Source organism: Paenibacillus sp. FSL P4-0127 (assembly GCF_038007325.1).
Lineage (GTDB): Bacteria > Bacillota > Bacilli > Paenibacillales > Paenibacillaceae > Fontibacillus > Fontibacillus macerans.
In genome coordinates this window covers 2144572-2157464 of the sequence record NZ_JBBOWY010000001.1, presented here as the reverse complement: position 1 = coordinate 2157464, position 12893 = coordinate 2144572, and the positions used below count along the sequence as shown (strand labels likewise).

At 41.0% G+C, this 12893-nt stretch carries 14 protein-coding genes; 2 read left to right on the top strand and 12 right to left on the bottom strand.

Translation table 11 applies throughout. From position 1 onward, the window contains the following. Positions 1–296 precede the first annotated feature (296 nt). The 4 genes from NYE74_RS09600 to NYE74_RS09585 all read right to left on the bottom strand — a co-directional run bounded on the left by NYE74_RS09600 (position 297) and on the right by NYE74_RS09585 (position 2502). Positions 297–1004, bottom strand: a complete 708-nt coding sequence (locus NYE74_RS09600; protein WP_124333184.1) for a hypothetical protein — start codon at positions 1002–1004, stop codon at positions 297–299. Positions 1005–1170: 166 nt separating this feature from the next. Next, a complete protein-coding gene (locus tag NYE74_RS09595; RefSeq protein ID WP_124333185.1) occupies positions 1171–1776 on the bottom strand; it encodes a hypothetical protein in 606 nt (201 codons plus the stop codon). A 118-nt stretch (positions 1777–1894) separates the two neighbouring features. Further along, on the bottom strand, positions 1895–2152 hold the full coding sequence (locus NYE74_RS09590) for a hypothetical protein (protein WP_124333186.1): 258 nt from the start codon (positions 2150–2152) through the stop codon (positions 1895–1897). Positions 2153–2208: 56 nt separating this feature from the next. After that, positions 2209–2502 (bottom strand): DUF6809 family protein, encoded by a 294-nt coding sequence (locus NYE74_RS09585; RefSeq protein ID WP_124333187.1) that lies wholly within the window; start codon positions 2500–2502, stop codon positions 2209–2211. Between the two features lie 199 nt (positions 2503–2701). Here NYE74_RS09585 and NYE74_RS09580 point away from each other — a divergent pair, with 199 nt between their 5' ends. Continuing rightward, positions 2702–2905: a helix-turn-helix domain-containing protein gene (locus NYE74_RS09580; protein WP_036619881.1), complete on the top strand. Its 204-nt coding sequence runs from the start codon at positions 2702–2704 to the stop codon at positions 2903–2905. A gap of 695 nt (positions 2906–3600) precedes the next feature. On the opposite strand, the gene NYE74_RS09575 is transcribed toward NYE74_RS09580, so the two are convergent. The 7 genes from NYE74_RS09575 to NYE74_RS09545 form a co-directional block, all read right to left on the bottom strand. Continuing rightward, positions 3601–4104, bottom strand: a complete 504-nt coding sequence (locus tag NYE74_RS09575) for a hypothetical protein (RefSeq protein ID WP_115311351.1) — start codon at positions 4102–4104, stop codon at positions 3601–3603. A gap of 1 nt (position 4105) precedes the next feature. After that, the gene (locus NYE74_RS09570; RefSeq protein WP_316560587.1) at positions 4106–7225 is read right to left on the bottom strand and encodes a CdiA C-terminal domain-containing protein; all 3120 of its coding nucleotides are present in this window, start codon (positions 7223–7225) and stop codon (positions 4106–4108) included. Positions 7226–7243: 18 nt separating this feature from the next. Beyond that, positions 7244–7906, bottom strand: a complete 663-nt coding sequence (locus tag NYE74_RS09565; protein ID WP_036619879.1) for a DUF4280 domain-containing protein — start codon at positions 7904–7906, stop codon at positions 7244–7246. Beyond that, positions 7903–8412, bottom strand: a complete 510-nt coding sequence (locus tag NYE74_RS09560; protein WP_124333190.1) for a hypothetical protein — start codon at positions 8410–8412, stop codon at positions 7903–7905. The genes NYE74_RS09565 and NYE74_RS09560 overlap by 4 nt, the downstream gene beginning before the upstream one ends. Before the next feature lie 3 nt (positions 8413–8415). Next, complete coding sequence (locus NYE74_RS09555) at positions 8416–9525, bottom strand: pentapeptide repeat-containing protein (protein WP_341004760.1); 1110 nt, start codon at positions 9523–9525, stop codon at positions 8416–8418. A 58-nt stretch (positions 9526–9583) separates the two neighbouring features. Then, positions 9584–10966 (bottom strand): contractile injection system protein, VgrG/Pvc8 family, encoded by a 1383-nt coding sequence (locus NYE74_RS09550; RefSeq protein ID WP_316560591.1) that lies wholly within the window; start codon positions 10964–10966, stop codon positions 9584–9586. A 170-nt stretch (positions 10967–11136) separates the two neighbouring features. Continuing rightward, positions 11137–11430: a DUF6809 family protein gene (locus NYE74_RS09545; RefSeq protein WP_124333193.1), complete on the bottom strand. Its 294-nt coding sequence runs from the start codon at positions 11428–11430 to the stop codon at positions 11137–11139. Between the two features lie 619 nt (positions 11431–12049). Here NYE74_RS09545 and NYE74_RS09540 point away from each other — a divergent pair. Continuing rightward, positions 12050–12250 (top strand): helix-turn-helix domain-containing protein, encoded by a 201-nt coding sequence (locus NYE74_RS09540; protein ID WP_124333194.1) that lies wholly within the window; start codon positions 12050–12052, stop codon positions 12248–12250. A gap of 403 nt (positions 12251–12653) precedes the next feature. Here NYE74_RS09540 and NYE74_RS09535 read toward each other — a convergent pair whose 3' ends face one another. Then, a complete protein-coding gene (locus NYE74_RS09535; protein ID WP_124333195.1) occupies positions 12654–12893 on the bottom strand; it encodes a hypothetical protein in 240 nt (79 codons plus the stop codon).

The window sequence follows — 12893 nt, the reverse complement described above, 5'->3', positions numbered from 1 at the left end:
CAGAATAGCGTGAGGGATGGAATCAGTGTAGCTATATAAGCTACTACTAAGCCTTCTGGATGAGATGTTATACAGGACAACAAACGCCCGATGTATGAGCCCTAGCTTCTGAATGCCTCCTTTACAGGATGATCATGGATAATTACTTCTTTCGAGATGTTTTCTTTTATAGGTTAGACACTCTATATGACCATAATCGACCTATTCACCGCAATGCAGTTTTTACAAGTTTCCTCCAACAGTTAAATAAGCTAAATGAAATAACAATTTGTTAAATTCAACTTGTAAAAAATCCTTTAAATACTGGTTTGAATTTCAAATCTATTGGAAAATACTCGATTGATCTTGGGAACAATCTCTTGTTCAAAGTCCCCAATATTGTCCTTAATTGCCAAAATAAACTCTTCATCTTCAATAAAATTTAGATAATATTTAAAATCATTAAAATTTTCAATATCATTTGTGATAATAATATTGTACAAACCTTCACTAACTAAAGCGTGGTGCAATTCACCTTGACTTATTTCATACCAATCAAAGTTTTTCTTTCTATCTTCTATAATTCGGAATGACTTATCCTCTATGTCCCGAAATCTCAACGCTTCTTTTCTAAAAAATGTACCTAGCTCGTGTGACTGATTTATTTTTTCTGTTATTAGTAACTTAATTTTACATAGTGTCTCCTCGTCAACTGTAGAGTTGAACAATTCGTGATAGATACCACTTCCTAATAATATATCATCTGACTTGATAAGCAATTTTTTTATCTCGTTATCTAAATCATCTTTTACTTTTTTTGAATTAAAATGAAGAACACCATCAACATATTGTTTAAAATTCTCTTCCACTATCTCAGCTTGAACATCCTCGTCCATATCTTCAAACTCCACATTATCTTTTCTAAGCAGAATTTTAGAATCATTATTTAACAACAGTTGGAATATCTCATAATGAAAATCTGGGTTAAAAGGGAAATCAGAAATAATAAACCAGTTATTTTCCATTTCTTATCTCCTTTAGCTCCTGACACTCTTCTAAGAATTGCAGGAGTTATAATTTGTTTAATTATTTATCAGGAAGAACATGATGAATATTTTCTACTTCTGAATTTAAATGAAAATGATCCTGAACAACCTTTCCCTGCACCTCCCCAAACCTCCAGGAACCCCTTCAATTCGCACTTTCGGCCCTGGTCCGTATTGCCGGATTCAGTTTTACATTCAGATCTTTTAACCCAGCCTTGACCTTTGCTCCCGTATTATTCAGCTTAACTCCCATATCTTTTAGCATCCGCTGTACGGCTGGGCTGTTTACCCCTACCATGGACAGGTTTCTTCTCGTATCGACCATTTTATTTCTTGCAGCTCTTGCTCCGGCTTTTCCCAGCATCGCAAGGTCGACGAAACCAAGTATTGTTCCTGTAGTGTCTAATGCATTTTGGTCTACATTCAGAAGTTTAGGATTTGTGAACCCATCCCCATTGTTCAGGTCACTCAATTTCATCATACTTACGCCAACTTGGGTTACGCCCCAGCCCCCGTTGACTATGGCAAATAAATACATCGACCCGCCTCCGCTGGGGATGGCAGTAGCAGTAGCAATCGCAATTATGCCGAATATGAGATTCATCCACGCTTCCGATTTTTGCGGATTGATGATTTGTTGCTCAAACGTATATCTCGAATAAAAGATACCCTGATCTGCTTCTTTACTGAAATACTCCGGTTTTCTTGGTATCACGTATTCGAGATTATACCAATCCGTAAAACCAGGCATAGATCTATTGTTTCCTGCTGAAAGCTAGCATACGCCGCCATTTTTTCATCAAACGTGGGGAATTCCGCTGCTGGCTTTTCTATTATACTATGCAATGAACGCCGAAGATCACGCTGCGTTACTCATTCATTAAATCCCGAACCGCGTATATTTGATCAAACCACAACAGCTTTAAGAGCATGCCATGAAATAGCATTTTGTTCTTTCCGTTTTCATCGGTGTATTGGAGCTCCACATCCGTCTGCTCGCCCGCCATTTTCACATACTGATCCTCTTTCTCTTCCGGGATTATCCCGGTAAAGGTCAGCCTCGCGTGGTCATCGATGGTTTTGTCCAGCTTCACCTCGTAACAAAAAAAGCCCGTTCCTACTAACAAAGTAGAAACAAGCTTTTTTGTAAATCTTATAATTTTCAAAATGGTTTTCACTGCAATTACCTTAAACCATAAATAAGTTCTTCCTTAGCTGCGTACACTTCCATCATCATTAACGCCCCAAGCTGAAACCCTTTTACGAAAGAAGATGTAGCCTGCATCGACTCAGTCTGTCTGTGCAAATCGAGTAGCGCTTCAAGCTGATTGAAATTATCGGTAGACAGTTTCCTTTTCCACATTCCTTTGGCTTCGGATATCTCTCTTCTTATTCTACGGAACTCGGGATCCCTCGGGACGATCTTCTCTTCCGGGTGAAATTCACCACAATACAATGCTTCCAGCATACTTTTCATTTTTCATTCTCCCTTTCGTACAGATTTCAATGATACTTTCGAATTATTCGCAATTTCTTTTCTAGTGCCGTTATCCCTACTTTCCGGTGTTACGTTATAACGTCACACTACTGATTATATGACGTTACAACGTAACAGTCAATGCTTTTTTATTAATTCATGGTATATTGTTCTATATAAGACTTGGGGGAAAATTACAATGAAAATCAAAATTAAGTTGCAACAACTATTAGATGAGCGGAATATTTCTCAACGTCAGTTTGCAATTATGGTTAATATGCGTCCTGGAACGATAAATGCCCTTTGCAGAGGGACGACGGACAGAATTTATATCAGTACTCTTGAGCAAATATGCAAAGCGCTTAATATACACATTCATGAACTGATTGACATGGAAGAATAATTGTAGTTCTATCTGATTTCTTTTAACATTATCTTTTTCCAATGAGGGTATAGGATATTTTATCTCCTACATTCCTTTTAGAATTTAGGATTTGGCTTTCCATTACCAACTATGTAGTGGGTCGGAAATTTCAATTAGGACCATTATTGTTTTCTGTACAATTTAGACTCTTGGATAATAAAAAGAGTCAATCAATGGTATAAACATGATTGACCTTTTTATTATCTGATTTCGAAAACATGTAAATTGGTCGTCACCAGAGATTTCTTTACAGCATAATCATCGTTACAATCTCTAGATATGTTGCAGTCAGAATTAAATCTCTTTCAGTCCAGACCATCTTTATCCATCCTAGAATATGCGATTTCTTTCCTTAACTTCCCAACTTTCTCTATCGGGGCGACGTATTCTACAGTTGCGTAGCATTTTCAAAAACCTGTGAGAAAACAAAAAAACAGGTCATTTATGTTAGTCCACAGTCGACCTGTTCAATGTAACGCTTAGCGATATTTAAGGTATAGAATTCAACCGCCAAACAGTGGCAAGGACAAAAAAACACTACAACACGGCGATTCCGCTTGTTGTGGTGTTTATTAATTGTATTGAACGATGGGTAAACAAAACTTGCTTACAAACTCTTATGTCATTTTATCAACAGACAGAATTAATTTAATTACCTTCCATACCCACTGTCTTTAAAAATCTTCTTCTTCATACGGATAATTAAGTAATGATAGATTTTCTTTACTCATAAGCCATGTTTGATATTCATCTAAATTACCCTTGATAAGTAAAGACCCCTTAATTCTTTTCAGTAATGAATCCGGGGAATCATCTTCCAAAACCAAATCTTGATCGTTCAATCGCAATATTTTTCCAATCACTTCCAGTAGTTTTACCCATCCGATCTCAAACGTACTGGATATAAATTGAATACTAATAAGAACATTCGTATTTACACCATATGCTTCGCGGTTCATTTCTCGAAAATATTCAATATAGTCTTCCTCAGCATCTAAATCAATACTCATTGAAAAATAGGTGCAACCGACATTTATGCGTTCTGTATAAGAACTAGCCCATACTTCTGCCTCATAATCAATTAATTCTACAAAAAACACTTCGCACAACATAGCGTAGAGCAATTTCCCCAATTCTTCTCTAGGCAAATTAGAACCAATTGATAAACGAAAATCCATCTTATTCAAACCTCCAGTAAGCTCTAGTTACTTGACGACCTTCAATGACTAATAGTTCATTTAAATGTTTTAAATCCTTGTGAGTTTGACTTAATATAAACTCAATAAGCTCAGTTCTATTTTCAACAGGATAATCATTTAAATTTAACACTATTCTTCTAGCTTGTAATGTAGTTTTTTCCCTAAGTATGTCAAGTGTGTTCTTTAGTTTAGTGGATTCAGGAGCATAACAATCAAACACTTGCCCCTCTATTATGAAATCCGGACTTTTATCAGGATCAATACCATAGCCGTTTCCACGAAATTTTCCATTGGGCACTTCGTCAAGCATTATCGTGCGATATCCATTTTCAGCTAGCACATTCGCGGCTTCATTTTGTCTTTTTAGTCCTCGAGCATTTTTACCTTTTTCATTAGCATAGTTTCCTTTGGGCTTCCCACCCTTTGGTAATGAAGGCTTTGTAATTACAGCATTTGGTCTGATTTTAGGTGTATAAGGAATATGCTTTTCACCATACAGTTTGTATTCAGAACTAGTCTTCCAGTCCACATTCTGGTCGCCATACCTTGAACGGAAATACTCATCCCATTCTGGTCCTGTTCTAGGTATCTTTGCAGCATTATCCGTCTCCTCAATCAAACTACCACTCTTCGGTCCCCTCTTCAACCCAGCGTCCAATACCTCATCCAACTCATCAATATTCCGCGCATATGCTGCTAAATCCCCGGATTTCAGAAGAGCTTTTAGTCCAAGCCCAAGTTCTCCTGCACCCACGACTAACCCAGCTATATTTACAAGATCTTGATTCATTCCCATAAAGGTAGGATCTGTGTAGTCTTTCCCTTCGTTTAAATCATTTATCTTTTGCACGTTAATCCCTATGTCCGCTACTCCAAGAACTGCTCCGCCTGCCGCAAGCGATAACATGAGCAGCGAACTTCCCCCAGTGAAGAACGCCCCCACGATCGCTACCGCACCAAATAAAATGTTCATTTCCGCAAACATGATTTGAGGCGAGATCTGAAACTGAAAAAAGGTATATCGGGAATACAAGGGATTTGTATCTTCTGTTTTACTTAAATAAATGGGCTTTTGTGGGATGATCAGGTTCAGTTCAGCCTCTTTCATAAATGCATCTAACACATTGCCTAAAAGAGTCTGCGCACTACCTTTGGAGGGCTGTTCACTCCCTATGTTTGGCTTTCCTGATGACTCAGGTACGGACGGTGTACTTGGGACAGGTTGATTTCGCTCCTCATTCCCCTTGTTTTTGGCTTCATACTGCTGCTGTTTCAACGCCTTATGCTGATTATATGCATTGATATACTTCTGCTTCTGTTCTTCCAGATCCTTCTCTGTCGTTTCTTCCCCATTCGAGGATATAACAAACTTTTTCCTATAACGATCCCTTAGCTCAATCCCATCTATCTTGCTCATTTTTTCCAAAGCGTTTGGCTTAGCGTTAGGATCTTCCTCCACTCGTCCGGCTATTATTTTACGAACATCTTCCTTCTTTAGGTTATCAGCCTCTATTTTGTAGCTAGCATATGCCTCCAATTCATCATATGATATTTCATTCTGTTCACGCTTCTCTAGGTATACCGAAAGCATTCCTTCTTCTGTTAACTGATCAACATACAGCTCCTTAAGCTCCTCGTCTGTAAGCAATTCAATATAGTCCATCTCCACCTTCTCAAAGTGGAGTTCCTTACTGCGGATGCCAACCCGATTTCCTTGGACCGTGACGGATTGCTGCGAGTCAAATGTTTGAAAAGTAATAAAGTCACTGGCTGTCAACTTAATGGAATTGATCACCGCATCTCGGGATCCAAAATTCAAGTTATTGCTTGCGCTTACGAAAAGATGGCTATCCGCTTCCAGTCGAATATCATTCTGGTTTAAATGAATTCGTACCGTACCCTTTTCAAACAATACTCCGTCATCCCCGAGCTCCATTTTCGCTTCTCCGGGCATATGGAATACTTTGGTGGTCGGCTTCTGAAACACTGTTCTGGACGTCATTTCCTCACTTCTGCCGCGGACGGAGTTAATCGCTATGGAATGCTTCTCTATTCCGTTGGGAAAATAAATCTTGATTCGCGCTCCTTCGTCCGGCATGCAATGAAAAATATTGTTCCCTTCCGGCGAATACGGAAACCACCAATTCCCTGATTCATCGTGTTCACCATCGATATCGAGGTGCACCTTGACCATATTATTAGCCCGTTTAACCACACGCCCCTCAAGGGCCACGCCCTGAATCCCTTTATTCAGGCGTGATTTACGGCGGAGAGATGAGCGCTGAACAAGCAAATATGTATAGGAAGTAGTTCCTTTTTCGTACGTAATCGCTGATTCTGCAATGACCCACATTCGCCCTTTGAACCCAACGTTATCCCCTACCTGGCAATACTGATCTGTCACAACAAGGTAGCTGATAAGATCGTTTTCTTGTAACGCTCCCCCATCCGTATGCGCCTTAAGATCCAAATAAACCGCCCGGTTCGAGAGAAGCGTATACTTTTTGGCGTGAATAACCGTTCCCCATTTAAAGTCCGGAACCCCGAAATAAACGCGCGGTGCATCCATCACCACATCCGGCAAAATAACCGTTCCTATCCGGGAAGCAAGGCGTTTTAGAAATTGCCAATCCGTCTCCTGGTACTGAACCATTAATTCACCTATAGTGTCTCCCGGGTTTGTGGCTTCATTTAGAATATCCCCCTTTGGATAAATGGACGCCAACTTCTGAATCAACCCGGTATACGTGAGGTGTTTGTTCTGAAAGGATCTGCTATGGGGGGTTAAATCCATGGCATAAGATCGGGATAACGCCTCAACTTTGACATGTGGAATGCCGTCCTCCACTTCAATTTCAAGGCTCGTAATTCCCCCGGTAAACCAATATTGACTGCCCTCATCTGTCCGCTTAAAGATCCTCAAACTATCCTGAAAACTTCCTTCCAGCAGACAAACCTCGGCATCCTCTTCGGCCATTTCCGCCACTAAAGAACATTTCACATGCTCATTGAACTTACTTTCAATTTTGAGACTACGTATCGCCTTTAATTTGTAGGGCCATTGAAATTGGAACTCGTTTCCTTCCTGCCACGTTTCCATTCATTATTCCCCTCCCTTCTACTTGACTCCTCCCGGCAATAATTCATATGGGGCAGGGTCCATCCCATTCGTTAAAAACTTTATCGCCCCTCCCCAGCGACAAAACAAGCAGGAACTGGTGGTTAATGCAGGAACCCCCTGGATTTTTACATTAGGACTTCCATTAGACCATACAGGCTCTCCTGCAGGAATGCCGGTCAAGTGTTCAATGAGATCGAACTTGGGAACGCAAGGATAGATTTTTTTCTGGCCAGGCAATAACGTCTCTGTCTCCGGATCAATATCATAAATATAGGAGCTGTCCGCTACAGGGGGTCCGCCAGGCTGTCCAAGAGGCGTTCCTAATATTTCGGCCACCTTCTGAGGATGAAATAAACTCCGGCAAAATCCAAAGGAATAAATGTTTCCATCAACTTTATTCCCTGGAACATCAAATTCGACATTCCCCGTTACATGTTCTGAGGAAGCAACCACGCAATCCTTCACTGTCATTAGGGGTTGACCATTGACATATACCCCATGATCCTGAGTAAGGTTCAGCACATCCTCGTGTGTTCCCATCGTGCAGTACATATAAGCCCCGCGAGTCACATAAGTCTCTTCGGACCGCCATCTTTCTTCCACCGTTAACTGCTGAATGGTTTTAGGCTTTAAAAAACTCCAATTTGGAGGAACGCTCATTTGAATTCACCTTCCACGGATAAGATTCTTCTTAGCTTTAAACCCCTTAAGCTCTTTCTAAGCAGTCCTTCCGCAACGTCCAAACGTACAACAAGCAAGGAACTTCGATAATACGGAATTTTAAAAATTTTAAATCCAGGCACCTGACTCTCATCGATCACAAACTCGCCTATCTTGGCCGTAGTAGAATTCTGGAGCAAACATGGTATTTCTTTGAAATTCATTAAGGAATAAGGAACTTGGATATGCCTTTTTAAATCCATCACCACCACGGTTTTATGCTCCAAATCCGGCTCAAAAGAAGTGATGACACGACGGAAGTCCTCAGAAAACAGCAAGACCGGACGTTCGATAAAACAGCTATACTCTATTTCTTGGCCGGAGCTCACATAGGCAGTTTCTTGCGGATTGGCATATTCGAACCCTTTCAATACCGTCTCCGGAAAAGTTATTGCGCCTCCGATCGAATTCAAACGCCTGTCTAGTTCAACAATGAAATATTCCATTGCCTACTCCTCCACCCAATGCACGCTTTGACGCTGCTCTTCGGTTAATGAAACTTTAAAAATATCACGCTGCAGCATTCGGCTGCCTGTTAGTTCTGCCCCCGTAAAATCAACGCCATCCAAGTTCGCATAAGTAAAATCCCCTGCAATCTTCGCCCCTCTGAAACTTGCCTGGCTGAGATTAGCCCTCATAAATCGAACTCCATGTATGCCAAAAAATGTTCCGTGTTTCTCGCTCATCACATCTCGGGTTCCAAGCGTATCATCCAACCGGGCCCCGACCAGACTGCATTCCCGGAAATCGGCATCAAACATTACGCTTTTTCGAAAATCGACTTCATCACACGTACAGCGAATAAACCGGGTTCCCAGCAGCAAGCTGTCCTGCATCTGACTGCCTGTGAAATCGACCTCTTCAAAACGGGTATAGTTCAGGCGGATTCCCCGATAGCTTCCTCCGGATATATCCACTTGAGCGATATGTTCATAAATGTAGGCATGCTCCAGCAGGTTTTCCATCCACCCTTTACAAGTAATCGAGGATCGCTGATTTTCACTTTTGCGGTATACGGACTCGCTGATTTCCGGATCCTTGTATTCGCCTACGCGAATATCAAATAGCGGTTCTTTCGCCACTTGTTGAAGCGACTCCAAGGATTCAATCTGGTCCATCGCATACCGTACAGCATGTACCATAAACATATGAAACGGGTAAATTTGCTCTTTGAGCCACGCTTCAAGGGAATGGCTTTGGATTTGATTCATATAAGCCTTTCGCTTTTGCTCCAGAAGCTCAGTCCAGCTATTCATAAAATTAAAGATCCACTTGGCATTCAGCCGAAACGGGGTGATTTGGACTTGATCCATGGTCTTCCTATCCTGAGCCTCCAGCATATATACAGGCTCGCCTTCCATTAAAGCAGAACGCAAGAGGGAGAATTGGAACAACATCATCCTGCCCAATTCACCTTCCGTTTGTTTTTTCTCAATCTCTAGGCAGAACTCGTCAAATAACTGTACGATATCCCGGGCGATCATTTCTTTATATTCATCAAAATATTGCCGTAAAAAATGAAGCTGCTCGTTTCGTAGAGGTATGGCATCCTGTTTCATGAAATGCTCCCAAACTTCGATTCCGTTCATATCCATCCCCCCTTGTTACATTTGGTTATTATTCCATCAGGACTTCAACCCCGGATATCACAACCTGTCCTTGATCGATCTTTATCCCTCCCTTATCTTCCTTGGTCGACATTTCAATCTGGTCTCCGATCATCATGATCGATTCTCCGGTCATCTCAATCCGCTTACCGGTTTGAAGCATAATTTTGTCAACACTATTCAAAATAATCGACCCGGCGTTCGTTAACGTAATCGAAGCGCCATTCTCCGCACCGACAATTGTGATCTTGTCTTTCTCAAACATAATTTTCTGCCCCGTGGGGGTAAGCAGGAACTTGGTATCTGGATCCGCCATCAAGTCATCCTTTAATTTTTTTAAATCGTTGTCATAATGAACGATCGGCTGGAGTGTCTCCTGTTTGACGACGGTTGTGGTAACATTGCCTGAGCCGACTCCGCTTTTTCCGCCGCCCATGGCTTCGGCCGGCAGCTTCTTGCGAACGCTGCTAAGTGCGATGCCTTCGGCTTCGTTCGAGCCGGGGAAATAAATCCGCACATCATCGCCCTTCTCCGGCATAGCATACCAGCCCGTTTGGTCTTCGGAAGCATACATCGTCGAGTAGGGGAATAACCAGGCCGTATCCATGCTCCAACCCTGGTCACAATCCAGCTTCACTTTGACCTCGTCCCGGACTACAGCCGCGACGTTCCCTTGGATCGATGCGCCGATGATCTTGGAATTGTACATTTTACGCTTGTATCCGGCCTTTTTCCGGCAAAGTACATATTTATGGGTCAAGATACCACGGGTCATTTCTGTATGAACCTCAAAAACGTGCAGCTTCTGCTTGTTGAACGTGACTATATCTCCAAGCTCCAGCACCAGATCAAGCACAACTTCATAGCAGATAAAGTCGGACTCATGCAGTCCGGACTCCCCTGAGGCGCCGGCATTTTTATAGGCCAGTAAATCCTTATATACTTTATAGTGGGTGGCCTGAATTGGCCCGGCATCACGGTGTTCCGGTATTCCCAGATACACGGCAATATGATTGTAGGTTGCAACCGGAACAAGCGGGGCATGATAATGTGACGCCAGGCGTTTCAGAAACTGCCAATCCGTTTCCTGATACTGCAGCGTAAATGCGCCCAGCTTGCGCTTTTCCGTATATGTGTTATTAAAATCGGCTTTGGCATAGGTCCCTCCGACTTCCTTCATCACATCCTCAATGAGCAAGGACTTATTCTGAAAAGCGCGGTTTTCCAGCTTGATATCCATCGTATAGGTATGAGACACCGCTTCGGCCTCCAGCCAATAAACCTCCCGATCCACCCTTACAAACAGCTTTAAGAGCATGCCATGAAACAGCGTTTTGTTCTTTCCGTTTTCATCGGTGTATTGGAGCTCCACATCCGTCTGCTCGCCCGCCATTTTCACATACTGATCCTCTTTCTCTTCCGGGATAATCCCGGTAAAAGTCAGCCTCGCGTGGTCATCGATGGTTTTGTCCAGCTTCACCTCGTAACGAAAAAAAGCTTGTTCCTACTAACAAAGTAGAAACAAGCTTTTTTTGTAAATCTTATAATTTTCAAAATGGTTAATTACCTTAAACCATAAATAAGTTCTTCCTTAGCCGCGTATATTTCCATCATCATTAACGCCCCAAGCTGAAACCCGTTTACGAAAGAAGATGTAGCCTGCATCGACTCGGTCTGTCTGTGCAAATCGAGTAGCGTTTCAAGCTGGTTGAAATCATCGGTAGACAGTTTCCCTTTCCATATTCCTTTGGCTTCGGATATCTCTCTTCTTATTCTACGGAACACGGGATCTCTCGGGACGATCTTCTCTTCCGGACGAATTTCACCACAATATAATGCTTCCAGCATACTTTTCATTTTCATCTTCCTTTCGTATGGATGGCAACGCCTTGAAAGAAAGACTTACACATGATAGATAAATTGTGCAGTCTGCCTTTTAGGTAGTTGCGGGGAGGAAGTGGCGAGTTCTTTTGCGAGGAGACGCTGCTTCCTTTTTTACATTTGAATCATCCAGTTTATCTATGGCCCACCTTTACGCTATGTTTTTCATAAGCGCGTATTTTTTTCTTGGCATAATACTCGACGACGACGGTTTCACTGTGCCTTATCTAGATGTACTGTTAGACGGATTTCTTTCGGATTATTCGAAATAGGTGCTCAAGCTTTTTTATTTTTTCACCTCTTGGAAATATAATCGATCACGAGAAGATATCACCTATTTGTCACTCTTATGACTACCATAACTCAATTATCATACAGCTTTGATACGATAGATTATCCTTGTGTCGATACTCAGACATCTCCGATTACATTCATATGCATCCTCCCCACTGTTATGATAACCCATATAACGCTTAACCGAAACTTAATCCTAATTATATACTGCTTAACCGAAACAATCAAATGTTATTTTCAAGTCTTATGCTATAATCATAAAATACGCTAAGGCGTTACTATCCATGTTGGAGGAAAGAGAATGTCGATTAAATTCCGTCTTCGAGAAATTCTTGATAAAAAAGACATGACACAACGAGAATTGGCTAGATTAACAGGGCTACGCCCCAGTACAATCAATCATTTATGCTCAGAGCGTGTGGATAGAGTTTACCTTGAAACTCTTGAATTGATTTGCAAAGCACTTGATATCAACGTAAACGAACTTATTGAGATAAAATAGACCGCAAGTAAAAGTGCGTATATTCAAGAACGCCGTCACCCATTCGGAATATTATTATTTTCAGGGAAATCCAATTCTACCACTTCAGCATGATTGTCGGGTGTACTTTCGAATGCTTTTTTGGTTAGTAATAGGCTAATTACTCTAGCTCTTTCTGACCCAAATAAAAAAGATCTTTTGACACAATTGTACCAATTTCATTCCATTTGACATTATTAATCCTGGATATTACGTCATTAAAATACATGCATTTCACCCCAAATTAGTATTTAATATTCTTATCTGAATGATCCAAATATTCTAAAATCGAGGATAATGATACTCATAAGATAAGAAAAAAATAAAAAACAGGCCAACTATGGTTATATCTGACCATAATCAGCCTGCAAAATGTAACAAACTACTAGCTATCTATTTTCCCCATCGTTATCATATATAAAAATTTAAAAATGTCATCCTCATTTCCCTTTTCAATAATCGTAAAATTTTGCCTTTCGTCTACATCATACAAAATCCAATTCTCATCTTCAAAGTAACAACCTGTCGAAAATGGGATATTTGTTTTTCTTCCAATAACAATATTTAGGCGTTCCAAATTTATTCCTAGTTGTTTAATTTTAATTTCATACTCACTGCGTTTCAT

What these genes read in the sequence shown, in the direction of transcription:
- NYE74_RS09600 (WP_124333184.1), bottom strand. Translation starts at nt 1,004, where the DNA reads ATGGAAAATAACTGGTTTATTATTTCTGATTTCCCTTTTAACCCAGAT.
- NYE74_RS09595 (WP_124333185.1), bottom strand. Translation starts at nt 1,776, where the DNA reads ATGCCTGGTTTTACGGATTGGTATAATCTCGAATACGTGATACCAAGA.
- NYE74_RS09585 (WP_124333187.1), bottom strand. Translation starts at nt 2,502, where the DNA reads ATGAAAAGTATGCTGGAAGCATTGTATTGTGGTGAATTTCACCCGGAA.
- NYE74_RS09580 (WP_036619881.1), top strand. Translation starts at nt 2,702, where the DNA reads ATGAAAATCAAAATTAAGTTGCAACAACTATTAGATGAGCGGAATATT.
- NYE74_RS09575 (WP_115311351.1), bottom strand. Translation starts at nt 4,104, where the DNA reads ATGGATTTTCGTTTATCAATTGGTTCTAATTTGCCTAGAGAAGAATTG.
- NYE74_RS09570 (WP_316560587.1), bottom strand. Translation starts at nt 7,225, where the DNA reads ATGGAAACGTGGCAGGAAGGAAACGAGTTCCAATTTCAATGGCCCTAC.
- NYE74_RS09565 (WP_036619879.1), bottom strand. Translation starts at nt 7,906, where the DNA reads ATGAGCGTTCCTCCAAATTGGAGTTTTTTAAAGCCTAAAACCATTCAG.
- NYE74_RS09560 (WP_124333190.1), bottom strand. Translation starts at nt 8,412, where the DNA reads ATGGAATATTTCATTGTTGAACTAGACAGGCGTTTGAATTCGATCGGA.
- NYE74_RS09555 (WP_341004760.1), bottom strand. Translation starts at nt 9,525, where the DNA reads ATGAAACAGGATGCCATACCTCTACGAAACGAGCAGCTTCATTTTTTA.
- NYE74_RS09550 (WP_316560591.1), bottom strand. Translation starts at nt 10,966, where the DNA reads ATGGCGGGCGAGCAGACGGATGTGGAGCTCCAATACACCGATGAAAAC.
- NYE74_RS09545 (WP_124333193.1), bottom strand. Translation starts at nt 11,430, where the DNA reads ATGAAAAGTATGCTGGAAGCATTATATTGTGGTGAAATTCGTCCGGAA.
- NYE74_RS09540 (WP_124333194.1), top strand. Translation starts at nt 12,050, where the DNA reads ATGTCGATTAAATTCCGTCTTCGAGAAATTCTTGATAAAAAAGACATG.
- NYE74_RS09535 (WP_124333195.1), bottom strand. Translation starts at nt 12,893, where the DNA reads ATGAAACGCAGTGAGTATGAAATTAAAATTAAACAACTAGGAATAAAT.